Raw genomic sequence first — 26340 nt, forward strand, 5'->3', positions numbered from 1 at the left:
CATCTAGACGTTGATGCATCTTAATTTAAGGCGTATTATGGCTGTAATCTGAGTTAAACTCACCTTTACCATGAGAATTATTAAAGATGATTGATGTAAAACACTTAAAGACCATCGCAACCTTGAAAGAAACCGGTTCCTTGGTAAATACTGCGCGCGAATTATTTTTGACTCAATCCGCTTTGTCTCATCAAATCAAAGATTTAGAAAACAAACTTGATTGCCAACTATTTGAACGTAAAACTCAACCGGTGCGCTTTACCCCACAAGGTATGCTATTACTTGAACTTGCCAGCGAAGTACTCCCGCGTGTTGAAGCAACCAAATGCCGTTTAAAAGAAAGTCTTAATCAACCAATTTCACAATTACGACTTAGTGTTGAATGCCATGCTTGTTTTCATTGGTTATTACCAACAATTAAAGAATTCAATAACTTTTGGCCTGATATCAAAGTTGATTATGAGCGCGGCTTTAGTTATGACGCTATTCCTGATCTGCTCAGTGATGAATTAGATTTAGTACTCACTTCAGACATTCGTGAACCAGATAAACTTGAATACGCACATTTATTTGATTTTAAACTTAAATTAATTGTTGCTCCTGATCATGAACTAGCGAAAAAAGCCTATGTAACGGCACTTGATTTGAAAAACGAGACGATTATTTCGTACCCTATTCCACGAGAGCGTCAGGATATCTTCAAACATTTTATTCAAAATGCACGTTTTGATGGCACCTTGAAAACCGTAGATCAGGGCTTGCTCATTTTTCAGCTTGTCAGTGCCGGAATGGGGGTTGCAGCATTACCGGATTGGTTAGTAACACCATATGAAAGCCAAGGACTCATTAAGTCGATTCCATTAGGCGCGCTGGGATTAACCCGTCCAATGTATTTAGCCATGAAAAAGAATATGAAAGATAACCCAGTGTATCGCCACTTTTTAAATACCTGTAAGTTAAATAACGGTCGATAAAATAGGTTTAACCCAGTAGCATACAGAAAACCCCTTTATGTGTGCTACTGTGATGTTTGAACTGAAAAAAATCCTCGGTGCAATGCTGATGCCATTGCCTCTGTTTGCTCTACTGTGCTTTGTTTGCTTATTAATCGCACTGCGTACCAAGAAAGTAAGCGTATTTATTGGTTTAATCGCAATCACCAGTTTATTGCTGATCAGTACCCCTTTTATTGGTCAAAAAATAATTGCTCCAAATTCACAGTTAAAGTATATTTTTGATACAAGTAAACAGCCGATACTCGATAAAATAGTGGTACTTGGTTGTGATATAAATCCTAACCCAAAACTTAACGCCAATAGCCAACTTGGTAATTGTGCTAAAAGCCGCCTAATCGAAGGTATGCGCTTAGCATATGTGTACCCACAAGCTCAACTTATTGTTTCAGGTGGCGGTTACAATAAAGTGACCAACAGTAGTTTGATGCAACAAACCGCGATAAGTTTAGGTATTGATGCGCAGCGTATTAAACAAAATCCTACGGCTATGGATACCGCCGATGAAGCACGGCTTTTAGCACCTGCTCTAGTTGATTTTAAAGTTGCACTGGTAACTTCGGCAAGTCACATGGCACGAGCAAAAGATCTATTTAATAGCCAAGGCGTTGATGTTATTCCCGCCGCCACTGATTTTTACGATTTCTCAGCGTGGCCTCATCACAAACAATATATTCCGAGTGTTGAAGTATTAAAGGCAGTCACAAGTTATTGGCATGAAGTAATCGGTAGTACGTGGATAAGTGTGCGCCGCTGGATTGATCCAGAAGCGCTTTAACATCTCACTCACTTAAAGTGAAGTAGCTGGCAACTCAAACTGGGTTGTCTATATCAATAAAGGTTACATCAAAGCCATGTTGCTCAGCCAATAACTCACCGAGCGCTTTTATGCCATAGCGTTCGGTGGCGTGATGGCCTGCGGCAAAAAAATCGATCTTTTGCTCACGAGAACTGTGAATGGTCTGCTCTGAAGCCTCGCCTGTTAAATAGGCATCAATCCCCTGGCTAGCAGCCAAATCAATATAACCTTGACCACCTCCAGTACACCAAGCGATGGTCTCAATTAGCTCATCACGTACTAGGCTAACTAAAGGTTCACGAGCGAGCACTGTTGATATTTTTTGTGCAAATTGCTCACCACTCATTGGGATTTTTAAACGCCCTTTGACTGCGACACTATTTGCTACAGGCTCCAAACCATCGAGTATTTCTAAATCAAGCAGCTGTGCTAATTGCGCGTTATTACCGATTGCTGGATGCACATCAAGAGGTAAATGATAGGCAAATAAATTGATATCATGATTAAGTAACGCAGCTATGCGACGCTTTTTCATACCGGTAATGGGTTGCGCTTCACCTTTCCAGAAATAACCATGATGAACTAATATTGTGTCTGCGCCATGCGCAATTGCAGCATCGATTAATGCTTGACTGGCAGTGACACCTGTAACAATTTTTTTAATCTGTTCACGTCCTTCGACTTGTAGTCCATTTGGGCAAAAGTCTTGAATAGAATCAGGTCTTAAAATGGTATTTAGTAATTGGTTAAATTCTCTGCGCTGCATTATTTTATTCCAGATTAGCGTTAAATTTTGTGCAAATTTTGGCGTTTATAGGGCTAAAATGGAAGGAAAATCGCAAAAAATTGAAAAGTAAGTCAAAAATAGGTATAAATAAATATTCTCAATCTGTGTTTACAACGTATAGGGCCTCTGATGAGCAAACTAGACAAAACAGAAGTATTAAATGCCTTTGAAGCAGCATACCAAGCAGCCAATGGTAAGAAACCTGAAATTACCAGCAAACCTGGTTGGTACAGCATCGACGGCGGCAAAAACTTGCGCCTTGCAGAAGTTGCTGAATTAACAGAGCAGCTAACTTCAGGCGATACGTCTGCACAACCTGCAGCAACAGCACCTGCTAAGAAAACTAAAACTAAATCAGCAGTGCCAGCTAAAGCAGCTGTTAAAAAAGCACCATTTACTATAACAACAGCTAATGGAGAAGGTTACACTGCCGAAGAGTTTTGGATTGTGTACCTAGCTAAAAAAGATCACGATTGCCGCTTACCTCGCGGTGTTGTGTAATAACTTTAGACTCGTAGCATAAAAAAACCGCTTTTAAGCGGTTTTTTTATGGCCAACAACGTTGAGTTTTGTATTCAACCACCCTGATATATACCCACAGATAACAATAAACACGGTACCAACAAGAACTGGCATAATCAAAAAGTCCCAACTTTGACCACTGACCATAATCAAAATAGGGTTGGCCCCTGCTGCAGGATGTATGGTGTTAGTCAACATCATTACGGTCACAGCTAATCCAGTCGCAATAGCAATACTGATCGGATCCACGCCTATAAAACTAATAAAAGCCAAACCTATCACGGCAGTGATGAAATGCCCTACAATAACATTTTTTGCTTTTGCTAAAGGGCTGTTTGGTACACCAAACACCAGCACCGCAGTTGCGCCAAATGGTGCCATAAGCCATACACCATAATTCCCTAAACTTTCTAAATATGCTAATACCGAAAGTGTCAGTGCAGAAAAGATACCCGCGATAACGGCTTTGTAAAATACAACATTCATTAATATTACTTCCTTCAGGGGTAGACCGACTTGTCTACATTTAGATGATAGACAAGTCGGTCTACTTATGTCAAGCTTACTTTTTGACTAGGAGCAACCATGGATAAACGTACCCAGATAATTAATACCGCACTCAGTGCGTTCTATCTAAGAGGGATCCATGCGGTAGGCATTAATGAAATACTTAAAGAAGCAGGTGTTGCAAAAAAAACGCTTTATAATCATTTCGTCAGTAAAGATGAGTTGATCTGTGCGTGTTTAGAGCTCAGAGATCAGCGCTTTAATCAGTGGTTGTATGAACAATTAGAAAACTGCAATACCCCCTTCGAAGTGGCTTATGCACTTTTTAGCGCACTCTCCGCTTGGATAGATAATAAAGTCTCTGAGCTTGGACCTTTTAATGGCTGTTTTTTTATTAATACCGCAGCGGAGTTTCCACACAGCGAGCACCCTATCGCGATGCTTTGCAAAGCACACAAAGAATCAGTTTTACAATTATTGTTCGATAAACTCTCACACACAGAACAACTTAAAGGTCAGTTAGAAAAAACCATACAGTTAGCACAATTATTAATGACCTTAAAAGAAGGTATGATCTGTCAGGCTAGAGTGACGCACTCCAGTAATACACTATTGCAAGACCCAGTATTATTACGCCAACTTATAGCAAGTAGCATATAAAAAAAGCGGCTGTTCAGCCGCTTTTGATTGGGTATAACACTAATAATTACTTATCTTCAAAGTACAATTTGTCGCGTGCTTTTTTGCCAACTTCATTCATAGTCGCGGCATCAAATAACCGACCGTTGATCATCGTATAATCAACTTTATCTGTATCACGAATATTAGTCAGTGGATTACCATCGATCACCATTAAGTCAGCCAGTTTACCGACTTCCAATGAACCAATATTCTGATCAAGGCCGATGTACTTGGCCGGATCAAGCGTTGCCGCACGAATAGCTTCCAGTGGACTCATACCACCTTGAGCAAACATCCAAATCTCCCAGTGCGCTGCAAGGCCTTCGCGCTGACCATGTGCACCTAGATTCACTAAAACACCTAAATCTTGTAGCTCTTTTGCTACCCGTGCATTGTTAAAGTGATTATAGTGGTGATCGGGGGCTTTAACACGGCGCATTGAACGTGGTAATAATTGGTTTTTCGGCACAAATTTACTTAAGCGCGGGTGATTCCACACATCAGTCTTATCATACCAATAGTTTTCTCCCCAGATGCCGCCATATGCCACACCAAGTGTTGGCGTGTAGCCTACATCACTTTGTGACCAAAGCTGCTTGATATCATCATAAATATTCGCCACGGGAATTGAGTGCTCAATACCCGTGTGACCATCAACCACCATCGTTAAATTATGCTGTAATAATGAACCACCTTCTGGCACCACCATCATTTCAAGCTCTCGACCAGCTTCAATTACTTGTTGGCGTTGTTCACGTCGTGGTTGGTTGTATGATTTAACACTAAACGCGCCAACTTTCTTTAATCGCTCTAAGTGAAATTTAGCATCATCTAACGAATCAATGTGTGATGTATAACCTGGCATATTGGCACCATATAAAATAGTACCGGTTGAGAAAATACGTGGGCCTACAATAGTCCCCGCTTTTTGCATTTCGCTGGCTGTAAAAATCTCTGTTGTATCGTTTGATGGATCGTGAATTGTCGTGACGCCTAACGATAGGCCCGCTAAGTTTTTCCAATTTTGCTCAGGAATGATCTCATCGCTGCCTTGTGAACCATGCGCATGCGCATCAACAATTCCTGGCATAATTGTTTTGCCAGATACATCAATTACCTGTGCGCCTTTTGGAATGTTAATATCAGCAGCTGTGCCAACGGCTTTAATATGTTTACCATCGGTTAATAGTATACCATTTTCAATGACTTGCTCACCTTTCATGGTAATAATACGTGCGCCCGTTAAAGCTATCATGCCTTTTGGTTCAGCCATTTTGCTACTAAAGCCAATGTTATCGCCACTTTTTACTTTAAAGTCAGCGTCACCCGCTTTATTGATATCAAATAAACCTGCCAAACTTGCATGATAAAGCTCTGGGCCTAGCGTCCAATACAGTTTATCGCTGCTGGCGCTCCAGCTGATATTCTCACCGGCACGAACAGATAACTGCTCAATTGGAAATTGGCTGTCTTTAGGACCAATATTAATGGTTTTACCACTTTGCACTAATGGCGTAACAAACACTTTAAAACGTTCAGCAAAAGCGAGGTACTTGCCATCAGGCGATACTCTAAACTCAGTCGCATGCTCTGACTCATAAAGCTTAGTGATTTTTTTCGAATCAAGTTCAACCACACTTAGCGTTGGCTTAGGCCATGGGCTCATCACAAAAACTCGATCATTAGCTGATGCAAACTGCGGCTGATAACCACTTTTAGAAATTAACTCAGCTTTCCCGCCTTTGCTACTCACTGCATAAATACCCGGATGCAGTGACCAATCAGGGTTTAAAATGCTGCCTCCTGAGGCTTTACGGTACACTACCGTTTTGCCATCAGGACTAAATGTTGGCTCAACATATTTACCTGGCTCTGTGGTAATATCGTCACCGCGACCACTGCGCGGAGAGACAACTCGTACAGCGCCCTGCTCGTTATCATCCCAGGTTACATAAACTATTTTCTTACCATCACGGGAAAACTGTGGGAACAACTCAAAGTGATCATCTTGTTTTGTTAAACGCTTTATTTTTCCTGACTCTAAATCGCGTTTATAAATATGTCCTAGCGCTTCAAAAATTGCTGTTTCACCATCCGGTGAAATCTGTACATTACGCAACATTTTTACAGCAAACTCATCGCTATCAATGTTTTGTGTAAAACGCACTGCTTGTTGAATTTTTTTACTGGTTTTAACTATAAATGGTACGGTTTCTACATCGCCATCTTGCACATCAAGTTTATGAATAGTACCACCAGCCCAAAATACCAGTTGGTTATTATCTGGTGTCCAGGCAATCGTTGGATACACGCCATGAATAGCCCAAGTCTCTTGCATATCACGTTCAAGCTTGTCATATAGCTTAGTATGCTTACCGCTGGTTAAGTCATATAGGTAGAGGCTAGTTTGAAAATCATCTCGTTTAATATACGCAAGCTTCTTACCGTCTGGCGACGGGGTTGGTCTAATCGCGCCGCCCATACCATCAATAATCGTTTCTATCTCACCCGTTTCGCGATCGTAACGCTTGATTTTATAAATGCCAGCAACCGAATCTTTTGAATAATGAAAGGTTTTACCTGGCGTTGCATCATGTGAAAAATAAACATATCGGCCATCAGGTGAAAACATCGGCTCACCTAAATCTTTTTGATCATTCTCACGTTTAGTGAGTTGTACACCTTTGCCACCCGCTTTATGATAAAGCCATACTTCACCTGCGCCTAATGAACGGCTCGCTGTAAAATGCTTACGAGCAACAATATAGTCGCCGTCGGGACTCCATGCGGGGCTGTTCAATAAGCGAAACGTTTCATCGGTTACCGCGGTTTGATTCTCACCGTTTAAATCCATCAACCAGATATTATCGCCGCCACCTTGATCAGAGGTAAACGCAATATGTTTACCATCAGGACTAAAACGCGGTTGCATTTGCCATGCGATATCAGAGGTCAGTTGGGTGGCAGTGCCACCAGCCATCGGCATAGTGTAAATATCGCCCAGCAAATCAAACACAATGGTTTTGCCATCAGGACTGACATCGATATTCATCCAAGTGCCTTGAGAGACACTAATATTAGCATCAACAAATTGCCCTTGTGGCGCATCCACTTGCCATTTTTTGTCATCATTATCTTGTGCCTGAGCCTGACCATATAGCGCCAGTGACACAGCTACAGCCATTGCTGTATGAAGCATTTGTTTCATCGCCTTCTCGCTTATTTTTATTGCGGTTTTCATCTTATAAACATGATTGCAACAAAAACGGCAGCAAGTTACCAGCGATATCTGATAAAGCGTCGTTATTTGGCGGTTAATGCCATTTTATTGGATCAAACTGATAATAGCCGACCAATAAACTGTATATTTCAGGATCATAATGGCGCAGCTCACTGGGCTTTTCGAGAAAAGTTTCGGTGATCACGGCAAAAAATTCGGCTTCATTAGTTGCACCATAACTATGAATAACATGCGGCATATTATACGCAACATGAGTTTTTAACTGATTATAAGCGCGGCTAAAAACACGGCCCCACTGTTTATAATCTGCCTCTTTAGCTAATATAGGCGTGCCTGTGGTTTTACCTGTTTCTTGATCAAGTTGGTGAGCAAATTCATGAAACACTAAATTATGTCCGTCACTGGGTAAGCGATTCCCTTCAAGCACATCGTGCCAGCTTAGAACTAAAGTCCCTCCAGGCCATGACTCGCCTTGACGAACAGTATTATGATAGCTTACTAATCCGGCACTATCACGAGATGTCTGCGGCGCGTAATAGGCACTTGGGTACAGCAAAATTTCTTTCACATTTTGATAAAGTGGCCATGGTTTATTAAGCACCAACACACATGCATCCGCAGCAATTATTAACTTCATACTCTCGTTTAGAATTAAACCATCACAACCAATAAAGCGTTTTTCATTTAGAAACCAGACAATATGACGCTCTAATTTTTCCCGATCAGCATCCGTCATTTTTTGATAGATAGGCATATACCGTAACAATAATGTTTTTTGCTTTTCATCTAAACGATAATCTTGATACTTTTTTTGCCACAAGCGGTTTTGAATAACCGGCCAACGCCAATAAACAACTACAAACGCAATCAGCGCAAATATTAATAATCCATTTACCATTACGAGGTCCTATCAACAGGTGTAGCTTATTAATATGTCCTGTGAGGATAAAATTCAATCATCTAGCCTAGCAACAGCTAAAAAACCGCCCATAACTATGTTAAAGGCGGTCAACTATATTATTACGTAAAATCAATTATATTAACGATATAAACGGTCCCATGCACAAGTACGGTAACCATTACGCTCAAAGTAGAAACGATTACAATTATCATCGTAGTTGCTATTGCCGACATCAATACGATGACCACTAATATATTGATTATGTAATGACACCTGCTGGCCGTTATACAACAAAGTAAAATGCACGTGAGGACCTGATGATTGTCCCCCTTCACATAGTGCTTGGTTATAATTGTTCGCATAACGACCGAGCCATGCACCTGGCTGCACAAAATCACCGCTACTATACTGCAGATTAGACATATGATAATAGTTGGTTGAATATCCACTCGAATGCGTTACGCGGATATTACATGACGAAAAACGTGTGATAGTACCGCCATGCGCCGCTTGAACATATGGTGTATTTGCGCCCCAACCACCAGAGCCATCATTAAAATCAAGCGATGAATATGGATAACCAGAGCCAGTATTAGAGTGAGCCCCACCGCTGTACCAATAATAACCTGATGACCATGGTAAGTTCATTGAAAAACTAGCCGCAGCAAACTGCTGATTGCTACTTTGTAGTTCACTTTTAGAGGATCTTTGTAACTGAGCGCGACTATCAGGGAATAGACGCTCAAACGTCGCTAAAAAGCCGGTTAGATCGCTCTTAGCGTAATTAACATTATCTTTGCTTAATACTTGTTTTTTAAGAACACTGACCAATGCTACTGTCGCTGCAGTACTGCTGTTGGTATTGACTCTATTGGTGATTTCCTCGCCCGCATACTTTGATGTTTCCGGGGTGGCTTGGCTATCTTGCCACTGTTTATATGCATAAAAACGTTGACTTAACATCATTACCACATCTTCTAGCTGGGCATCAAAACCGTGTTCGTCAGATAAACCTGCAAAAGCATTATTAATATCTGCGTCAGGATCAGAAAGTAAGCCACTTTGCAGCTCAATCAACGCTAAGATAACTTTAGGGTTGATACTTGTATAACCTGCCCAGTGCAAAACACGCTCTTTTTTATCTTCCAGTACAGGCGCATGCAGAGCAAAGAAATTATCCCAATCTTCACGCAACAAGTCATTATTGAACACAAACTGAGTATCGTCCACAGCCACCAAGGAGGTTAACTTAAGTGACTCAATGGACTGTGCAGTAAAGTTAAAATCATTATGCTTATGGCCTTGTGCAAACACCGCTGGCGACACACCTAAAACACCTGCTAAAGCTACATATATCATCTTACTTTTCATCTTTTGTTCCTTCTGTTCACATCAAAAAGATCCCAAAGCGGGAACAAAAGGTATAGCATCAAATCCAATCAAATGTTAATAAAATGTTTTAATGTATGTATTGATATTTATTATGTACCCGAAAAGTAATAGCCTGTAGCGTGTTTAGCTACCAAAAAAACATACACTCATATTGTCAACAAACCAAGCTTCTAGGCGATTTAAATATATAACCTCAAAATTGAATTTGGGATCATCTTAATTATCAATACACAAGTCCATCGTATAGCACTCTTTGTTAATGACACTTACGAGTTTATCTGACCCCAGAATAGTCAATATCTAATAACAGGAAATATATCTGTCGAAAACATTATTAACTCAGTCAGATCCCCCTTTTAAATTAGTCAATTAGAAAGTTAAAAAGTAACGATTGAGTATTTACAGAAGATAAAAAAAGGGAGAGAGTACAAAACTCCCCCCCGTAGAAACAGCTAACCTTTAAAGCACAGGTAAGGTAATTTTGCCTGTAACAATTTCAGAACTGCCTTTTACAGCATACTCATAACCAAAAGTAACATTATTTTTACTGCTTAATTGATTGTCATCAAGATTTTCTATTTGATAAGTATTATTTGATAACTTATACCACTGACGATCAGGAAGGCTTGTGTAGAAATCAACAGAGTAGTCATCAATTAAAATAGTTTCATTAACAGCAACTGAAACTGTATTAATCTCGCTAATATTTATGTTGCCATCAGATACAATTGTGCTCTCAATTAGTGCAGGGTTTACTTTTCCATTGGCTGTATAGCCTAGCAAATTAACTTTAAAATGACTTAAGGTTGCTATTGATGCTGGTAAGTAAAGACTACCATTGTTTGATTTACGCTTAAAACCAACATCTTCATTAGCTGTATTCTTAAGTACTATAGTTTTGCCGTCAGTTAATCCGTTATTATTATCCCAACGCAATTGATTGATATCAAAAGGAGATTGATCTGCAATACGAAATGAGCTTGCGGCTGAGATATTCACGACTTCACCTGTAGACTTCACACTGACTTTTTCAATGTTATACTCATAATGACCGCCGACAAGAGGAGCGGCTGGTGACAGAGTAACAAATGTATCGTTATATTTAAGCGATGAGGTAAAAGGAACAGAAACGTCATTAAACGAAATTTGCGTTACGCCTTGTGCAATAAAATCGTTTTCATCATCAGTACCTTTAACAACCGTTATTTGACGTTTCTTAATTAATGACGCAGCACTATCAACTAACTCAATAGGCGCTTCCATAAACATATAGAAGTTTTGAGATGTTTCATCTGCTATGGCACTAACAACTCGCGGCCTAGAGGAAAACGACGATACTCTTGGCTTTATTACTAGTGATAAAACACCATCGTCTAGTTCATAAAAACGATTTAAATTATTAAAGCTTGAGTTAGTAACTGACACCCCACCATTTGTAGCATAAAGATTTACTTCACCTGTATCATAGCGATTACCTGAACTATCTACGAAACTAGGTAAAAGTAGCTTCATCTTTGAACTACCATTATATTCAAAAATATACTCTTTACTATCAGCATCGAAAGTTGCTGGCGTTCCTTTAGTAAGATTTTTTAATGAAACAAAGTTCAAATTATCAAATGTATTACCAAGTTCATTAATTACTGAAACACGGACTTCAAACTTTGCGTTTTCAGCTGTTTTAGAAACATACAAAGTATTTCCGTTGGTTAACTCGCTTATATTAATTTGGCTAATACTGTCTGACTGATTGTTATAACTAAAATCATCAACAGCATCATTGTCAACATCAAGGTCCATTGATAGCAGATCAGTAAAACCGGCTACTTTAGCAATAGAGTACATACCAGTATCTGCATTATAGGTAGAACGAATAAAATGTTCATTACGATTCGAAAATTCATTGTACATATTAAATGCAGTGGAAATACTGTAACTAAATTCAAGCCCTGCTACAGGTGTATTTTCACCATTAAGCAGTACTTCAAACTGCACAGTTTCAGCACTTGAAACTTCTAAACTTCCCAATTGAGCTATACCGTAATTCGTTTTACCGTAAAAAGCACGCTCCTGAAAAGAACCATCAGCACTGGAGACAAGCAGAACAAAGTCAGAGTTTTTTGGGAGCTCATTTAATTCAAATAAACCGTTTGAAACAGCGACAGGCTCGCTCCAGTCATTACCAATTTTAATTGATACTTGGGCATTATTAACAGACTCACCTGTTAATAAGTGTTTAACTGATCCAGTTAAAGTTACACTTTTTAGCTCAGCTTGAGCATCAGTATTATTTTCAATAGCAGCTACGATATCGTCATTATTATCTTCAACTTCTAGGCAACCAGAAAGGAAAAAACTAGATGAAATAGCAAGTGCAATAGCAGATTTTCTTAACATTTAAACTCCATGTATTTATTATTTTTACCCAGATTAGGCTCATGTGAAGTATACCGAAGTACTTGCTTATAACGCAACAATACAATCCCAAATCAGGGGCTTAAGTATCTGAACATAAGATGAATTGTCTATTTATCCCCCACAACCAACTGGATTGTTTGTTTTTATAGCAATTAATGTACAAAATCGACTGTCCATTTAATATAGAAAATAACATTAGCAATAAGTAAAGTTAAAGTATTCATAGTAAGTAATTTAACTACGAAGGATAACAGTCAAAGAATTTTTTAATAACCTTTTCACTTCACATTTTAATCTTTATATTTTATTTATTTCGACTCGATTTCGGCCATTACTTTTTGCTTGATAAAGCGCTTGGTCAGCTTGCGCCAGTAACCTGTCATAGTCATTAACTGCCAATGAATCTGCGACTCCAAAACTAACCGTTACCGATAACCCGCTAGCTATGTTTGAAAAATCGTAGTTTGCAATTTGCACACCTAATTCTTCACATAATTGAGCGGCTTGTTGCGCGGTTTTATGAGGGAATAGTAATGTAAATTCTTCACCTCCCCAGCGAGCAACTTGACTATCATCACTCTCATTGAGCTCTCCTAGTATATGAGCAACTACGCAAATTACTCGGTCGCCAACAATATGTGACCACCCGTCATTAATTCGCTTAAAATGATCAATATCCATGATCGCAATAGCGAGAGGTGAATCATGTTGCTTAAAGTCAGCAAAATTATCCGCGAGCCAACAATCAAAGGCACGACGATTTGGCAAATCAGTTAGTTGATCATGGGTTGCTTGATGAGCAAAGGCATCTGTTTGTTGTTGCAGATCATTAGTTTGTTGCTCAACCCGCTTGATCAGCTCGATTTCTATTTTTTTATAATGATAAAGTCGGTATCTATAAAGCCCGTAGACCAATGCTAATAAACCGATAAAAACCATGATTTTAAAAGTATTTTTTTGCCAGAAATAAGACTGGATCACAAACGTTAAGGTTTTATCATTATCTTGCCATTGCCCATTAGGGTAGCCAGAACGTACTTTGAACGTGTACTTGCCCGGTGGTAAGTTAGTATATTCTGTAATACTGAGTTGATTACGGTTAACCCACACATTGTTATAGCCAGCCAATTGGGTCTGATAATTCAATCGATGGGGCATAATAAAACTTAAGCCCGCATAATGAAAAGAGAGCCGCGAAACACCCAGCGGTAAAATGATTTCTTCATCTTGCTGCACTAAGGGGGTCATTTTGCCATCTACATACATGGCCTCAATAATTGTCGGTAATGTCTTCTTAGTAGCTTGCTTTAATCGTTCAGGGACGATAGTACTTGCCCCTTGCGCTGTAGCAATCCAAATACTGCCATCTTTATGCAACACCGCAGCAGGATTAGACCCGCCATTAGCCTGGGCGCTAAGCATGCCGTCTCCTTCATCATATAGCTGATACTGGATTGGCAACGCATTATTTTGTGCTAACTGGGCGAGTCGCTGTTTGACTTGCTGTTGATTAACTTGGATCACACCGCGATTACTAGATAACCAAAACGAATCTCCCTGTGCCACAACTTGAAACAACTTATCAACTGGCAAGCCTTGTTCACGCCCAAGAATACTCATCTCTCCGGTTGGGATATGACACCGGACAAGACCACGGTCTGTCGCCATCCAGATATATTCAGATTCAGCATAAAAACCAAAAGCATATGCAGCATCAAAATGGGCTGGAAATACTTTAGCCGTAAACTTTTCTAAACTTGGGCTAAAAAATGCGACCCCAACGCCGGTTCCAATCCATACATTGCCATAATTGTCTTCGCTAAGGGCTATAATAAAATCACCAGGTAAACCATCTACACTTGAAAACTGCTTCAGTGATCCATCCACATCTATTCGTGTCAATCCTGCTGCGGTTCCTACCCATAAGCGCCCTGCACTATCAAATAATAACGCCCTGACTTCATTGCTGGCTAAGCCATTTTTACGATCTAGAACAGGATAAGCTTTACCATTGATGATCCGCATCAAACCTGAGGTATAAGTCCCTAGCCAAATATGTCCTTGCGCATCCTCAGCTAAACTTAAAACCGATAACGGATCATTCCCATAAGCAGCAGGAAATGTGTTTACTTTATTATCTTCAATACGGTTTAAACCTAGGCTGCCGCCTACCCATAAGCTACCATCTGAATGGGACAGCACGGTGCGAACATAGTCCCCTGTTAAACCGCGTTTTGTGGTCCAAGTTGAAAAAGCAGCTTCACGCAATCGGTACAAACCGCCATTTGTGCCAACCCAAATACTATTTTCACGATCTTGTAATAGCGATAAAATCCGATTGGCTGGTAAACCAGCGTCAGCATCAAGTTGTTCAAGTCCTAACGGGCTTAATCGAAACACCCCTTTATTGATCGTACCAAACCAAAGATCATCATGATCATCTTGTAAAATACTTGAGATAGCCTCATCTTTAAGCTGAGCATGAATACTGACAAAACGGTTGTTCACCTGCTTCCATGCGCCTTGTTCACTGCCTACAATGAGTTCACCTTGGCGGGTCAAATACAAGGTGTATATTGGACTTTGTGGTAAACCTGAATCGGGAGTAATTAATCGCGCTGTTTTATTATTAATTTGATACAAGCCTTTGCTGGTTGCAGCCCAAATCATACCTGCTTTGTCTGCTATTAGGCGATAAGCACTGAGGTTTTCTAAAATCGCCGTGTCCGGCGCACTATCAAACTCTCGATATACAACACCTTGGCCCTCAAGAGCTAACCAAGTTTCATCTGAAGGTGTTTTTAATACATGATTTACCATCACAGTGGCATTAGGCTTAGCGTGCCATTGCCCTTGATATAAATGACTGATCCCACCTCGGGCACCCACGATATATAAACCGCCATCAGCTTGTGGGGCTAAACTACGTAAACCAGAATCTGGTAAACCAGTTATTTCCGTGCGTGTAAATAGTTTAAACTCACGGCCATTAAATCGGGCTAATCCTTCCCATGTGGCAATCCATATATAGCCATCATTTGTTTGCACCACACTATTGATACTATTGTGAGGCAAACCAGAACGGGTATTCCAAGTTTCGGCAAAGTAGTCATTAAGAGGTAAACGGGTTTGCTCAGCAGCAAAGCTGCTAAAAACAACAAAAAAGAAAAAGCAAAGACCTAAACGAATCATTATACTAAACGCCTTCGTAATTATGGCGAGCTAACAACTTAGCATTAACGCAAATTAAATAGATAATGATTTACTAGTAGTTAATTATCATTATATTTTCTTGTATAGGAATTATACTAACATAGTCTGAGTTTTATTTTCATTAACTAAATAACACAATTCGTTTACGACTACGCTAAGCACACAGAGCGTCTATGCTTTGCTGCAGCTGGTCAATAAACTTCGCTACATGTAAACCATCCATCAATGCATGGTGCACATCTATTGAGATAGGCAATGTCCCCTTTTGCGCATCAAACTGTCCAAACACTAATTTAGGAATGCCGAAATGATTACCTTGTGTATGTGCGTGAGAGAAGCTTGTAAAGTTCAACCACGGTAAAACCGAAATATGGATCAAATCAGTCTGACCTTCGGTTTGCGCAAAAGCAGTTGAGAATAATGGCTGTTGCTTTGCAGCTAAGCTAACTTTATTTGCATGCACTTGAAAGTCGTTCAACGTAGCTTGTTGTGAAAAATAGCTAAACCTAAAGGTATCATCATCAGCAAGCTCTACCACACTGGCACGTTGAGCAGCTAGTTGCCAAGGTACACCGTCAATGATCCTCAGTAACATTGGTTGATAAGCATTGCTTGCCTGCAATGTTGCATAGATATAGGCATGAAAAAAAGAGCATTGTTGTGATTTACAATACTGATACAGCGCCCCCATATCTAATTCTACACATACATTAAAATAAGGTTGCGTAAACTCTTTAAACAGTGAGAAATGTTGTTGGCGTGGCCATGTGGCTAAATCGATGGGCGTCATATCTTTAGAAAACTATACAGGTCAGGATGACCGTATCGTGAGGGATTTACTGAATAATGTAAAGGCGTGCAATTGCACGCCTAAACGCGTTTATTATAAACCGTTTTTGATGATCTCTTGTGCGAGTTCGTCTGCGATCAAATGCGTTGATTTTTGCTCTTTCTCACTTCGCGAAAAAATTTCAGTTAAGGTTTTGAAAATCCCCTCAACATGTTTATTTGATGCCTCAGCACTGTAACCTTCTGGCGCTGTTTCATAATAAACATTAATAATACCACCTGCGTTAATCACATAATCTGGTGCGTATAAAATACCTTTTTCACGAATGATCTCACCGTGACGAGACTCGGCTAATTGGTTATTTGCACAACCAGCAATAATTGTCGCTTTAATGCGTGGAATAGTCGCATCATTTACTGTTGCACCAAGTGCACACGGTGCATATACATCGACATCAAGGTCGTATATTTCATCAATGCCTACAGCAGTCGCTGCAAAATCATTCACGACTCGATCAATTGCCACTTGGTTGATATCAGTTACAAACAAGATCGCACCCGCGTCATGCAAATGTTTACATAAGCCATAAGCAACAGCGCCTAAGCCTTGTACTGCCACTTTAATGCCACTCAAGTCTTGGTGACCACGTTGATGTTGTAACGCCGCTTTAATTCCTAAAAATGTGCCATACGCTGTAAATGGTGACGGGTTACCACTTTTACCTTCAAGGCCTAATACATAGTTAGTTTCTTTATTCATAATAGCCACATCATCACAGGTGATGTTTACATCTTCAGCAGAATAGTAACTACCATTTAAGCGCTCTAATTGGCGACCAAATGCACGGAATAACTGTTCAGACTTAATTTCTTTGGCATTACCAATGATCACAGATTTACCACCACCAAATGGTAAACGTGCTACCGCATTTTTGTAGGTCATACCCTTTGATAAACGAAGCGCATCGACAACAGCGTCGTCATCACTTGCGTAATCCCACATTCTGCAACCACCAACAGCAGGACCTAAATTAGTATTATGAACGGCAATAATTGCACGAAGGCCTGATTCTTTATCTGAACAAAAAACCACTTGTTCGTGGTTATCAAAATCAACTCGATTGAACACAGCCACTTTATCTTACTCCGAAATTTGTAACCCGTGAGAGGGTATGCACGCTGAAATTGCCGAGACTCTACCACTTCATATTACAGCTTGCCACTATATGAGATGATAAAACCTATCAATATCAGGCGCTGTAATAAATAAGCTAATTTATCGCAATTTTAAACATTTTAAATTCAAAAAAAGTTACTTTTTAGAATAGTTAATTAACTTAACTAAAAATATAGCATGATAACGTTTACGTGAACGTCAATTTGAATATTATTGTAAAGTTTAAATTACAAGGCAATAAACAGCAACAAGAGAGTAATGATGGGTGTTTGCGGGAGATTAGGTGGTTTACATCCAACTGGTCAGAGCTGATAAGCGGTATCTGAGAAGACTCAAATACCGCATAATAAAGCGAATACTTATTTTAACTTAGCGTCTAACTCTGCAATTTTAGCTTTCCAAATTGCTGGGCCTTGGGTATGCGCATTTGCGCCTTCACTATCCACTGCGACAGTGACTGGCATATCTTCTACTTCAAATTCATAGATAGCTTCCATACCTAAATCTTCAAATGCCACTACACGGGCTTTTTTGATTGCTTTAGATACTAAGTAAGCTGCTCCACCTACGGCCATCAAATACACAGATTTATTGTTTTTGATAGACTCAACCGTTGCAGGGCCACGTTCCGCTTTACCAATCATGCCAATAATGCCGGTTTTTTCTAGCATCATGTCAGTGAATTTATCCATCCGAGTTGCTGTTGTAGGACCCGCTGGGCCCACTGCTTCATCACGTACCGCGTCAACTGGGCCAACGTAGTAAATAAACTTATTATCAAAATCAACACCTGCAGGTAACCCTTCACCAGAATTGATCATATCTTGCAGACGTTTATGCGCTGCATCACGACCAGTTAATATAGTCCCTGACAGTAATACTGTTTCGCCCATTTTCCATTCATGCGTATCTTCTTTAGTTAGCGTATTTAAGTCAACACGACGCGTACCCTCACCCACTTCAAATGTGACTTCTGGCCAATCTTCAAGTTTTGGCGCTTTTAAGTTTGCAGGACCTGAACCATCTAATGTGAAATGTACATGGCGAGTCGCCGCACAATTTGGGATCATAACCACAGGTTTTGAGGCCGCATGAGTCGGTGCGGTTTTTATTTTCACATCAACCACTGTTGTTAAACCGCCAAGGCCTTGTGCGCCAATACCGAGCTTATTTGCACGCTCAAATATTTCTAAACGAAGCTTCTCTTCGGTGGTTTCTGCGCCACGTTCCATAAGCTCATGGATATCAACTGGATCCATAAGTGATTCTTTTGCCATTACTGCGGCTTTTTCTGCCGTTCCGCCAATACCTATACCTAGCATGCCTGGTGGACACCAACCAGCGCCCATGGTCGGCAAGGTCTTTTCGACCCATTCAGCCACATCATCAGATGGATTAAGCATCACCATTTTACTTTTATTTTCAGAGCCGCCGCCTTTTGCTGCCACCATTACTTCAACATTGCCGCCTGCCACTAAATCAATGTGCACGACCGAAGGCGTATTATCTTTGGTGTTTTTACGGCTACCTGCAGGATCTGCAACAATAGATGCACGTAATGGATTATCTGGATTCAAATAAGCACGACGCGTCCCTTCGTCAACCATTTGCTGTACGGTTAAATCTGTTTTGTCCCACTTAACATCCATACCTACTTTCACAAAACAAGTAATAATACCTGTGTCTTGGCACAAAGGACGTTTGCCTTCTGCCGACATCCGCGAGTTAATTAAAATCTGCGCAATGGCATCTTTTGCCGCTTTACTTTGTTCTTTGTTATAGGCTTTTTCGAGCGCTTGAACAAAATCAAGTGGATGATAAAACGAAATATACTGCAATGCATCTTCAATGCTATCAATAAAGTCTTGCTGACGAATTGTACTCATAGGGGTTCCTTAAATTACCTTTACGTGAGAACACGTAAACTAGGCCAAACCAGTGACGGTGGTTTGTACAGCGCTTAGGCAACGTCACTAAACGCTGCCAAAAAATTATAACTTATGATACCCTCCTAGCCCGTTTCGAGCCAGTTCTTCAGGGTAAAAAAATAGATGATAAAGCAACAAAAAACCTGTATTCAATTAGACATTTCGCTCAACTGCCTAGAGGTTTTCGCCTATTTTGCCCATTTACCTTATGCCGTTCTGCTGGATTCAGCCAACAGCGACCATATAAATAGTCGTTACGATCTGATTGCTATTGCGCCAAAAATGCGCCTCGAAGTTAAAAATAACCACACCTTTATTGATAACAAGGCAACTGAACAAGATTGTTTTAGCATCATTAAAGCACAGCTAAATACTCTAGATAGCAGTAAAACTCAGCCTAACCTACCTTTTAGTGGCGGCTGGCTCGGGTATTTTGGTTACGACCTTGGCCGAGTCATTGAAAAACTTCCCAGCCAAGCTATCGATGATATCGATATGCCACAACTAGCTATTGGTCTCTATCTGGATGCACTTATCTATGATAAAAAGCTGCACAGTTGGTTTTATGTCGCACAGCCTGATGTTGATAGATCAGCAATGTATCTACAGGAGTTAGCTCACGCCTCTCCAATTACCTCGCCATTTGAAATCACCCGAGGCTGGTCATCAAATATGAGCCGCGCACAATACAGCGCTAAGTTTGCAAGAATTCAGGGGTATTTAAAAAGTGGCGATTGTTATCAAATTAACTTAGCACAGCGTTTTACAGCACAGTATCAAGGCTCACCGTGGCATGCTTATTGTACTTTGCGCGAAGCTAACAAAGCACCATTTTCAAGTTTTATTAATCATCCTGATGGCGCTATTTTATCTATTTCTCCTGAGCGCTTTATTGCCATTAATGATAATCAGGTTGAAACCAAGCCAATCAAAGGAACGCTGCCACGGTGTCTTGATAAAAAAGAAGATGCGTTACAAGCAACTCGATTACAAAATTCAGCGAAAGATCGCGCTGAGAATGTGATGATTGTTGATTTACTGCGCAACGACTTAGGTAAAGTTGCCAAACCTGGTACCGTGCAAGTCCCGTCACTCTTTGCGATTGAAAGTTTTCCTGCAGTACACCACTTAGTCAGTACCGTGACAGCGCAGTTAGCTGACGATAAAACTGCGGTTGATCAGTTGTATGCTGCTTTTCCGGGAGGGTCAATAACCGGTGCACCCAAAATTCGTGCGATGGAAATCATTGAAGAATTAGAACCGCATCGGCGCAGTATTTACTGTGGTTCAATCGGTTATTTAAGCGCTTGTGGCAATATGGATACCAGTATTACCATCCGAACTTTAGTGTGTCACAAACAACATATTTATTGTTGGGCTGGCGGCGGCATTGTTGCTGATTCACAAGTGGATTTGGAATACCAAGAAACTTACGATAAAGTAAATAAAATCTTACCTTTATTGAAGTAACCTGTGTGAATAGCAAACAGCTTATGGCTCGTTTTCAGCTAACTGCGCCTGCCAATGAGTATATACAGCCAGCTGATAAGAGACATTTTAAACAACGTCCCCAACGAGCCAGTGCCGTTATGTTACCACTGATTGATATAGATAACAGCGCGCACATATTACTATGCAAACGCCCGATGTTCTTAAATCACCACCCTGGGGAAATTTGCTTACCAGGTGGTAAGCATGAGTTGAGCGATGCAAACTTACGCCATACTGCACTGCGTGAACTTAGTGAAGAGCTAAATATCGCCCCATCAAATGTCACTGTCATCGGTCAATTAGGCGATTACTCTACTCTTACCGGCTTTACGATTACACCGTTTGTTGGTGTATTAGCCCCAGATACACATTGGCATGCAGACCAAAATGAAGTGGCCGCCAGTTTTTTGCTGCCCGTCAGCGCACTCGCTGATGTAAACAATTGGCAACCCTTACCTTTTCATCGCTTTGGTAAAACTATTACTTTACAAGGTTTTTCAACTCCTTACGGACTACTTTGGGGAGCCACTGCTAGCATTATAAAAAACTTTACAAAACAGCTTGCCATACCAGTTTAAATCTCTATTGCAAAGGGTTACAAGGGTACAATTACGCGTTATTATGTGCGACCGTTCAAAGCCAGCAATCGTGCTGAGTAAAAGTAGAGTAAAGTTATTATGATCAGTGCATTCGATATGTTTAGTATTGGCATTGGCCCGTCGTCTTCACACACCGTCGGCCCAATGCGCGCATCGCGTTTATTTGTTAACGAACTACAACAACAAAACTTATTAACCGATGTCACCAGCATTAAAGTTGAGCTATATGGTTCATTGGGACAAACAGGTATCGGCCATGGCTCAGGCAAAGCAGTTATTTTAGGGCTTGCGGGTTACGATCCAGAAACCATTGATGCCGATTTAGTAGACGATATTCTCGCTAAAATTGAAAATGAACAAGTGATCCACTTAAATCAAGTGCATCAAGCAAAGTTTCCAAAACAAGGAGCGATTGTATTCCACCGTCGTAAAACTTTGCCAAAACACTCAAATGCAATGGAGATCATTGCTTTTAAAGGCGACGAAAAACTCCATAGTAAAGTTTACTATTCAATTGGTGGCGGTTTTATTGTTACCGATGAAGAATTTGAAAACGAAAAACAAGCTGCGCTCACTGTCCGTGAAGAAAATCCAGCCCCCTTTCCATTTGGCAGTGCCAAAGAATTATTAGAAATGTGTAAGGAGTCAGGCTATAGCGTATCAAGCTTGATGATGAAAAATGAAAAAACGCTGCGTACTGAAGATGAAATAAAAGATGAGCTATTCAATATTTGGCAAGTAATGAAAGCCTGTATTGAACGCGGTATGCGCACCGAAGGTATTTTACCCGGCGGCTTGAAAGTAAAACGCCGTGCCCCTAGCCTGTACTTAAAGCTCAATATTGAAGTCAGCAATGACCCCCTTCGCGCAATGGACTGGGTGGATTTGTTTGCCCTTGCTGTTAATGAAGAAAACGCTGCAGGTGGCCGTGTAGTTACAGCACCAACTAATGGCGCAGCAGGTATTTTACCTGCGGTATTAATGTACTACCACACATTCATTAAAGAAATAGACCGCGATATTGCAACTCGTTATTTATTAACTGCCGCTGCAATTGGCATCCTGTATAAAAAGAATGCCTCAATTTCAGGTGCTGAAGTTGGTTGCCAAGGCGAAGTTGGCGTCGCATGTTCAATGGCTGCTGGTGCATTGACTGAAATTGTCGGTGGCAGTGTATTACAAGTAGAAAATGCCGCTGAAATTGGCATGGAGCATAACTTAGGGTTAACCTGCGACCCTGTCGGTGGATTAGTACAAGTGCCGTGTATTGAACGTAATGCGATGGGAGCTATCAAAGCAATTAATGCATCGCGTTTGGCTATTCGTGGCAGTGGCGAGCAAAAAGTATCATTGGATAAAGTTATTAAAACCATGCTTGATACTGGTAACGATATGAAAACTAAATATAAAGAAACCGCTCGCGGTGGCTTAGCTGTAAATATAATTGAGTGTTAAGTTTTATAGTCATTAAAAAAGCCGCAATATGCGGCTTTTTTCAACAGGTTAAAGTCACTTAACCGGTAATTCTATATCTTCAAACAGCTTATCTACGTCATCTTGATTACGTAGTAAACTCGCTCGCTCAACCCGCTCTTTGGTCAAATGTGGTGCAAAACGCTCTATAAAGTCATACATATACGTACGTAAAAAGCTGCCTTTTCTAAAGCCAATTTTAGTGGTGCTGGCTTCAAATAAATGGCTGGCATCAATACACACTAAATCGGTATCTGCAATTTGATCAATCGCCATTGATGCTACAACACCCACACCTAGACCTAAGCGTACATAGGTTTTAATCACATCGGCGTCAGTTGCAGTAAATACAATGTGTGGTTCAAGTCCCTGCGCATTAAATGCTTTATCAAGTTCTGAACGGCCAGTAAAACCAAATACATAAGTAATAAGTGGATACTGGGCAATATCGGCAACGGTCAGCGACTCTGCTTTTTTAGCTAGTGGATGGTCTTTTGCCACCACAATACTGCGATTCCAGTGATAGCAAGGTAACATCACTAAATCAGAGTATAAATGTAGTGCTTCAGTGGCAATTGCAAAATCAGCATCGCCTCGAGCAGCAGCATCAGAAATTTGCTGCGGCGTACCTTGGTGCATGTGCAATGACACCGCAGGGTACTTTTTCATAAATCCTTGGATCACACTTGGCAGTGCATACCGTGCTTGGGTATGTGTGGTGGCAATATTCAACTTACCTTGATCAGGTAATGTATGCTCATTTGCAACCGCCTTAATACCCTCTACTTTAGAAAGGATCTCACGGGAAATATTAATTATTTCAGTGCCCGCGCTGGTAACGTGGGTTAAGTGTTTTCCACTTCGCCCAAAAATCTGCACGCCCAACTCATCTTCCAACATACGTACTTGCTTAGAAATACCTGGCTGTGAGGTAAACAAACTTTCAGCGGTTGCTGAAACATTAAGTTTATGATTTTGGACTTCGACGATGTATCTGAGTTGTTGTAATTTCATGGCTGCATTTTTTAGTGTAGTTATACTGCTTATTTATAAATGCTACATCGCGTCAAGCCAAGTTTTTTCTGATTAACAATAGAAAAAGGCTGTCTGGAATCGTATTTATAAGGTTATCTGCTTAGGCTAGCATAATCCCTCGTCTTGAGGTAGCCATCTTTTGAGCTGACGCGCAAAATGAAAAAATATCATACGCAGATAGTAATAAATGATGAGAAAGTGAATTCTTTTTTACATAAGCCGCGCAAAACTATCCCGTTAGCATATATTTAATGTAAGATTAAAATTATTAGCTTGTGAAATTTGAGACCTAAACCATGATCGTTTCTATTATTATTATGTTGATTGTTGCACTGATTGTCATTGCCCTCTGGGTCAGTGCGGTACAACAGCATAAAGAGAAACAAGAAACAGAACGCCGTAAAGACTTAACCAAACAAAAAAAAATCATTGAAGAATCAGAAGATGTTCTAGTAAATAGCGCCAACATACCTATGTCAGAACATATTTTACGTATTCTGCAACGGCGTATTCATGATGCGTTAGCAGCAATGGTGCAGCTATCTCCTAATTCAAAAGAGTTAAAGAATCGCTTAAAAGAAGCAAATGAACGTTTAGGGAACTCAATCGACACCGCTAACTCAGAAAACTTAGTGTTACCCGATAACGACAAGCAATTAATAGCACTTATTCAAGGTATCAAGAAAGTACGTGCAGTGCTTCGCTCAGAGCATGGTAAAGGAAAAGTAGACAGCCAAATTTTTATTGCTGAAGACAAGCGCTTAGAAAAGCTCCAATTACGAATTAATATTGAAAGCCAGATTAAACGAGGTATCTCAGCGCGCTCTGCGAATATGGTCGGTTCTGCACGCCAATACTTTGAAAAAGCGTACGCAACTGTATCAGCAGTAGCTTATAGCGACGATTATATAACTACAAAACGCCAAGAACTCGAAGGTTATTTAGAAGCAATAAGCACCGACCTTAAAGCCTCCAATGCAACTGCACTGAAGAAAAAAGCAGAGCAAGAACAAGATGATTTAGACGTGCTTTTTGCACCAAAGAAAAAGTGGTAATCCACTTTTTCTTTGTATTAACTTAGGATAAAAACGCAAATTTTATCACAAACATCGCTGTCAATATCCACACACTGATGCTTACTTGTTCTCGTTTACCACACAATACTTTAACAGCTGTATAAGAAATAAAGCCCAGTGCAATGCCATGAGCAATGGAGAATGTTAGCGGCGTCATCAGTAATACCACACTCACTGGAATGGCATCTGTCATATCATCCCAATTTACAAACTTGAGGTTTTGTAGCATTAGCACCGACACGTATAAAATAGCTCCCGCAGTTGCATAAGCTGGCACCATTTTCGCCAAAGGTGCAAAAAACATCATCAATAAAAAGCACATTCCTACAACCACAGCTGTAAGTCCTGTTCTGCCACCCACAGACACCCCTGCAACTGACTCTATATATGAGGTTGTGGTCGAAGTGCCCAATACTGAACCAGCAATGGTTGCGGCACTATCAGCACTTAATGCTCGTCCTAAACGTGGCATATTACCTTTTTCGTCCGCTAAGCCTGCTTTTTGAGTTACCGCAACTAAAGTGCCTGATGTATCAAATAAATCAACGAACAACAATGCAAAAATGACGCTAAGCATTGACAACTCAAACGCCGCTGAAAAATCAAGTTGCATAAAAGTAGGCGCAATTGAAGGAGGCATAGATATCACGCCTTGATACTCTACCAAACCCAGACTTAGCGCGATCACAGTTACTAATAAAATGCTGATCAAAACACCACTTTTAAAATCACGATAAAGTAGCGCTGCAATAACAAAAAAGCTAAGAATGGCCAACAATGGACCGGCAGCCGTAATATCACCTAGTTGCACTAATGTTGCAGGGCTAGCCACAATGATCCCGGCATTTTTAAGCGCAATTAACGCTAAGAACGCTCCAATTCCTGTTGCAATGGCTTGCTTTAACACCAATGGAATAGCATTAATTATCCACTCCCTGACTTTGAACAAACTCAGGAACAAGAAAATACAGCCCGACATAAACACAGCCCCTAATGCTGCTTGCCAGGTATAGCCCATGCCTAACACAACACCATAAGTAAAGAAGGCATTAAGCCCCATACCAGGAGCCAAAGCTAACGGATAATTTGCCCAAAAGCCCATGATAAAACAGCCAATAGCCGCAGCAATACAAGTTGCCACAAACGCAGCACCTTGATCCATACCAGCTTCAGCCAACATAGCAGGGTTGACAAACACAATATAAACCATAGTAATAAAGGTAGTGAGACCAGCAATACATTCGCGGCGCACAGTCGAGTTGTGGTCGCTAATTTTAAATAACGCGTCGAGCATAAGT

At 40.5% G+C, this 26340-nt stretch carries 20 protein-coding genes; 8 read left to right on the forward strand and 12 right to left on the reverse strand.

Annotation, left to right across the window (positions count from 1 at the left end; genetic code table 11):
- Positions 1 to 86 precede the first annotated feature (86 nt).
- Together PSR9079_RS18820 and PSR9079_RS18825 are read left to right on the forward strand one after the other, a co-directional pair.
- Positions 87 to 974: a LysR family transcriptional regulator gene (locus PSR9079_RS18820; RefSeq protein ID WP_145241014.1), complete on the forward strand. Its 888-nt coding sequence runs from the start codon at positions 87 to 89 to the stop codon at positions 972 to 974.
- Between the two features lie 52 nt (positions 975 to 1026).
- The gene (locus PSR9079_RS18825; protein WP_149982829.1) at positions 1027 to 1791 is read left to right on the forward strand and encodes an ElyC/SanA/YdcF family protein; all 765 of its coding nucleotides are present in this window, start codon (positions 1027 to 1029) and stop codon (positions 1789 to 1791) included.
- Between the two features lie 34 nt (positions 1792 to 1825).
- On the opposite strand, the gene PSR9079_RS18830 is transcribed toward PSR9079_RS18825, so the two are convergent.
- Entirely contained in the window at positions 1826 to 2578 is a 753-nt protein-coding gene (locus PSR9079_RS18830; protein WP_149982830.1) for a Nif3-like dinuclear metal center hexameric protein, read from the reverse strand.
- A gap of 150 nt (positions 2579 to 2728) precedes the next feature.
- On the opposite strand from PSR9079_RS18830, the gene PSR9079_RS18835 reads away from it, so the two are divergent.
- A complete protein-coding gene (locus PSR9079_RS18835) occupies positions 2729 to 3100 on the forward strand; it encodes a hypothetical protein (protein WP_149982831.1) in 372 nt (123 codons plus the stop codon).
- Between the two features lie 33 nt (positions 3101 to 3133).
- Here the strand turns inward: PSR9079_RS18835 and PSR9079_RS18840 are convergent, their stop codons facing one another.
- A complete protein-coding gene (locus PSR9079_RS18840) occupies positions 3134 to 3607 on the reverse strand; it encodes an HPP family protein (RefSeq protein ID WP_149982832.1) in 474 nt (157 codons plus the stop codon).
- A gap of 99 nt (positions 3608 to 3706) precedes the next feature.
- Here PSR9079_RS18840 and PSR9079_RS18845 point away from each other — a divergent pair, with 99 nt between their 5' ends.
- Positions 3707 to 4288, forward strand: a complete 582-nt coding sequence (locus tag PSR9079_RS18845) for a TetR/AcrR family transcriptional regulator (RefSeq protein ID WP_149982833.1) — start codon at positions 3707 to 3709, stop codon at positions 4286 to 4288.
- 46 nt (positions 4289 to 4334) lie between these two features.
- On the opposite strand, the gene PSR9079_RS18850 is transcribed toward PSR9079_RS18845, so the two are convergent.
- The 8 genes from PSR9079_RS18850 to PSR9079_RS18885 all read right to left on the reverse strand — a co-directional run bounded on the left by PSR9079_RS18850 (position 4335) and on the right by PSR9079_RS18885 (position 19326).
- A complete protein-coding gene (locus tag PSR9079_RS18850; RefSeq protein ID WP_149982834.1) occupies positions 4335 to 7517 on the reverse strand; it encodes an amidohydrolase family protein in 3183 nt (1060 codons plus the stop codon).
- Positions 7518 to 7623: 106 nt separating this feature from the next.
- The gene (locus tag PSR9079_RS18855) at positions 7624 to 8448 is read right to left on the reverse strand and encodes a M90 family metallopeptidase (protein WP_149982835.1); all 825 of its coding nucleotides are present in this window, start codon (positions 8446 to 8448) and stop codon (positions 7624 to 7626) included.
- Positions 8449 to 8589: 141 nt separating this feature from the next.
- A complete protein-coding gene (locus tag PSR9079_RS18860; RefSeq protein ID WP_149982836.1) occupies positions 8590 to 9822 on the reverse strand; it encodes a M23 family metallopeptidase in 1233 nt (410 codons plus the stop codon).
- A gap of 480 nt (positions 9823 to 10302) precedes the next feature.
- Positions 10303 to 12240: a hypothetical protein gene (locus tag PSR9079_RS18865; protein ID WP_149982837.1), complete on the reverse strand. Its 1938-nt coding sequence runs from the start codon at positions 12238 to 12240 to the stop codon at positions 10303 to 10305.
- 318 nt (positions 12241 to 12558) lie between these two features.
- Positions 12559 to 15453: a ligand-binding sensor domain-containing diguanylate cyclase gene (locus tag PSR9079_RS18870; RefSeq protein WP_149982838.1), complete on the reverse strand. Its 2895-nt coding sequence runs from the start codon at positions 15451 to 15453 to the stop codon at positions 12559 to 12561.
- Positions 15454 to 15628: 175 nt separating this feature from the next.
- The gene (locus PSR9079_RS18875) at positions 15629 to 16264 is read right to left on the reverse strand and encodes a CatA-like O-acetyltransferase (RefSeq protein WP_149982839.1); all 636 of its coding nucleotides are present in this window, start codon (positions 16262 to 16264) and stop codon (positions 15629 to 15631) included.
- Between the two features lie 93 nt (positions 16265 to 16357).
- Positions 16358 to 17398, reverse strand: coding sequence for a Leu/Phe/Val dehydrogenase (locus PSR9079_RS18880; protein WP_149982840.1), 1041 nt, complete (start codon positions 17396 to 17398; stop codon positions 16358 to 16360).
- A 401-nt stretch (positions 17399 to 17799) separates the two neighbouring features.
- Positions 17800 to 19326 carry a fumarate hydratase gene (locus PSR9079_RS18885; protein ID WP_145241038.1) on the reverse strand — a complete coding sequence of 509 codons (1527 nt, stop codon included), beginning with the start codon at positions 19324 to 19326 and terminating at the stop codon, positions 17800 to 17802.
- A gap of 165 nt (positions 19327 to 19491) precedes the next feature.
- Between PSR9079_RS18885 and pabB the strand changes: the two genes are divergently transcribed.
- The 3 genes from pabB (at position 19492) to PSR9079_RS18900 (ending at position 22913) form a co-directional block, all read left to right on the forward strand.
- On the forward strand, positions 19492 to 20838 hold the full coding sequence (pabB, locus tag PSR9079_RS18890; protein ID WP_149982841.1) for an aminodeoxychorismate synthase component I: 1347 nt from the start codon (positions 19492 to 19494) through the stop codon (positions 20836 to 20838).
- 5 nt (positions 20839 to 20843) lie between these two features.
- Positions 20844 to 21437: an NUDIX hydrolase gene (locus PSR9079_RS18895; protein WP_246175607.1), complete on the forward strand. Its 594-nt coding sequence runs from the start codon at positions 20844 to 20846 to the stop codon at positions 21435 to 21437.
- A gap of 99 nt (positions 21438 to 21536) precedes the next feature.
- Positions 21537 to 22913, forward strand: a complete 1377-nt coding sequence (locus PSR9079_RS18900; protein ID WP_145241045.1) for an L-serine ammonia-lyase — start codon at positions 21537 to 21539, stop codon at positions 22911 to 22913.
- Positions 22914 to 22967: 54 nt separating this feature from the next.
- Here the strand turns inward: PSR9079_RS18900 and cysB are convergent, their stop codons facing one another.
- Positions 22968 to 23945: an HTH-type transcriptional regulator CysB gene (cysB, locus tag PSR9079_RS18905; protein ID WP_145241047.1), complete on the reverse strand. Its 978-nt coding sequence runs from the start codon at positions 23943 to 23945 to the stop codon at positions 22968 to 22970.
- Positions 23946 to 24262: 317 nt separating this feature from the next.
- Here cysB and PSR9079_RS18910 point away from each other — a divergent pair, with 317 nt between their 5' ends.
- Positions 24263 to 25021 (forward strand): hypothetical protein, encoded by a 759-nt coding sequence (locus tag PSR9079_RS18910; RefSeq protein ID WP_149982843.1) that lies wholly within the window; start codon positions 24263 to 24265, stop codon positions 25019 to 25021.
- 22 nt (positions 25022 to 25043) lie between these two features.
- Here the strand turns inward: PSR9079_RS18910 and PSR9079_RS18915 are convergent, their stop codons facing one another.
- A complete protein-coding gene (locus tag PSR9079_RS18915) occupies positions 25044 to 26336 on the reverse strand; it encodes an NCS2 family permease (protein WP_149982844.1) in 1293 nt (430 codons plus the stop codon).
- Positions 26337 to 26340: the final 4 nt, after the last annotated feature.

Source organism: Pseudoalteromonas rhizosphaerae, from assembly GCF_902498845.1.
In the GTDB taxonomy this organism is placed as follows: Bacteria; Pseudomonadota; Gammaproteobacteria; order Enterobacterales; family Alteromonadaceae; genus Pseudoalteromonas; species Pseudoalteromonas rhizosphaerae.

Excerpts from the sequence above, each read along its gene's own strand:
- PSR9079_RS18820 (WP_145241014.1), top strand. The coding sequence starts at position 87 with ATGATTGATGTAAAACACTTAAAGACCATCGCAACCTTGAAAGAAACC.
- PSR9079_RS18825 (WP_149982829.1), top strand. The coding sequence starts at position 1,027 with ATGTTTGAACTGAAAAAAATCCTCGGTGCAATGCTGATGCCATTGCCT.
- PSR9079_RS18830 (WP_149982830.1), bottom strand. The coding sequence starts at position 2,578 with ATGCAGCGCAGAGAATTTAACCAATTACTAAATACCATTTTAAGACCT.
- PSR9079_RS18835 (WP_149982831.1), top strand. The coding sequence starts at position 2,729 with ATGAGCAAACTAGACAAAACAGAAGTATTAAATGCCTTTGAAGCAGCA.
- PSR9079_RS18840 (WP_149982832.1), bottom strand. The coding sequence starts at position 3,607 with ATGAATGTTGTATTTTACAAAGCCGTTATCGCGGGTATCTTTTCTGCA.
- PSR9079_RS18845 (WP_149982833.1), top strand. The coding sequence starts at position 3,707 with ATGGATAAACGTACCCAGATAATTAATACCGCACTCAGTGCGTTCTAT.
- PSR9079_RS18850 (WP_149982834.1), bottom strand. The coding sequence starts at position 7,517 with ATGAAACAAATGCTTCATACAGCAATGGCTGTAGCTGTGTCACTGGCG.
- PSR9079_RS18855 (WP_149982835.1), bottom strand. The coding sequence starts at position 8,448 with ATGGTAAATGGATTATTAATATTTGCGCTGATTGCGTTTGTAGTTGTT.
- PSR9079_RS18860 (WP_149982836.1), bottom strand. The coding sequence starts at position 9,822 with ATGAAAAGTAAGATGATATATGTAGCTTTAGCAGGTGTTTTAGGTGTG.
- PSR9079_RS18865 (WP_149982837.1), bottom strand. The coding sequence starts at position 12,240 with ATGTTAAGAAAATCTGCTATTGCACTTGCTATTTCATCTAGTTTTTTC.
- PSR9079_RS18870 (WP_149982838.1), bottom strand. The coding sequence starts at position 15,453 with ATGATTCGTTTAGGTCTTTGCTTTTTCTTTTTTGTTGTTTTTAGCAGC.
- PSR9079_RS18875 (WP_149982839.1), bottom strand. The coding sequence starts at position 16,264 with ATGACGCCCATCGATTTAGCCACATGGCCACGCCAACAACATTTCTCA.
- PSR9079_RS18885 (WP_145241038.1), bottom strand. The coding sequence starts at position 19,326 with ATGAGTACAATTCGTCAGCAAGACTTTATTGATAGCATTGAAGATGCA.
- pabB (WP_149982841.1), top strand. The coding sequence starts at position 19,492 with ATGATAAAGCAACAAAAAACCTGTATTCAATTAGACATTTCGCTCAAC.
- PSR9079_RS18900 (WP_145241045.1), top strand. The coding sequence starts at position 21,537 with ATGATCAGTGCATTCGATATGTTTAGTATTGGCATTGGCCCGTCGTCT.
- cysB (WP_145241047.1), bottom strand. The coding sequence starts at position 23,945 with ATGAAATTACAACAACTCAGATACATCGTCGAAGTCCAAAATCATAAA.
- PSR9079_RS18910 (WP_149982843.1), top strand. The coding sequence starts at position 24,263 with ATGATCGTTTCTATTATTATTATGTTGATTGTTGCACTGATTGTCATT.
- PSR9079_RS18915 (WP_149982844.1), bottom strand. The coding sequence starts at position 26,336 with ATGCTCGACGCGTTATTTAAAATTAGCGACCACAACTCGACTGTGCGC.